Origin of the sequence: Thermosipho globiformans (genome assembly GCF_003990895.1) — a bacterium.
GTDB classification, from domain to species: domain Bacteria; phylum Thermotogota; class Thermotogae; order Thermotogales; family Fervidobacteriaceae; genus Thermosipho; species Thermosipho japonicus.
The window spans coordinates 1-1,035 of the sequence record NZ_BHXD01000039.1 but is presented as its reverse complement, the minus strand read 5'-3'; the positions used below and the strand labels follow the sequence as shown (position 1 = coordinate 1,035).

At 26.2% G+C, this 1,035-nt stretch carries 1 protein-coding gene; it reads left to right on the top strand.

Features of this window, described 5'->3' with window-relative positions; genetic code table 11:
* Positions 1-663: 663 nt before the first annotated feature.
* A complete protein-coding gene (locus EO083_RS09720; protein WP_126994253.1) occupies positions 664-894 on the top strand; it encodes a hypothetical protein in 231 nt (76 codons plus the stop codon).
* The last annotated feature ends 141 nt before the right edge of the window (positions 895-1,035 follow it).

Genomic DNA, 1,035 nt, shown 5'->3' with positions numbered 1-1,035 from the left:
GATTAGATATTTTGTTGAGTAATTTTTGTGGTAAAATAATATTGAAGTGAATATTTTTCAGGGGCTACACCTCCTTGTGTTTGGTTATATTTGGTACAAAAACAATTTTAGCAGGTGTAGCCCTTTTTTTATATTCTAATTTAACCTATTTTTTACTTTGGCCAGGGTCTAAATAACTCCAAAATGAAACTATATATTTTCTTTTTTGACATTACACAGCAATAAATGTATTGTTTTTGTAAAAAAAGAGGAGTATATTATAAGTGTACCCCACACCCTATGGCGTAGGGATATTAAAGATCTAGGAATGTAAGTAACGTTATACTTGTGAATAAATGAGTATTTGAAAAAGAGTTCAATGTTTTTGAATAACATGTATATTATTTATAAAAATAGTTACAAAAGTACCACAAACTGATGTTATCAAAACGAGGATTAGAATTTAGAAATTTGTGATTTGTCGAAACTGAAGTGGCTTTTCTAGAGGGAGAAATTTTTAAATGATAAATATATAATAGATACGGTTAAAGTAGACAATAATCTAAAAGAATAAAAATAAATGAAAATCATCAGAAAAATTATAATCATCAAAGTAGTATATTGAATTTAAATAATGTTGGATTTACATTGTTTTTAAAGAATTTTATAAGGAGGTGAATAAATATGTTACCAGAAATAAATGAAAATATGACTTTAAAAGAGATTATGGATATGGATAATAAGTTGTTTGATGAACTAAAAAAATATGGATTTGATATTTGTTGTGCAAAAATGAGCAGTTTAAAAGAAAGCTGTAATGATAAAGGTTTAAATGTGGACTTTGTTGTAGGAAGATTGAACAATGTTATAAGGAAAATAAATTATATAGAAAAACTAGTTTCTGAAAATGAATAGTTTCTAAGGAATTTTTAAGGAGGATGTATTATACTATAACCACCTTACCTACATGGGGTTATGCGAATAGAGGTGAAGAATAATGAGATATGGGATGTTAAAAGAAACAAATTATGGATTTGAAGAAGCAATATCAAAAAT

Bases quoted from the DNA above. Each gene is read 5' to 3' on its own strand.
- EO083_RS09720 (WP_126994253.1), top strand. From the start codon at position 664: ATGTTACCAGAAATAAATGAAAATATGACTTTAAAAGAGATTATGGAT.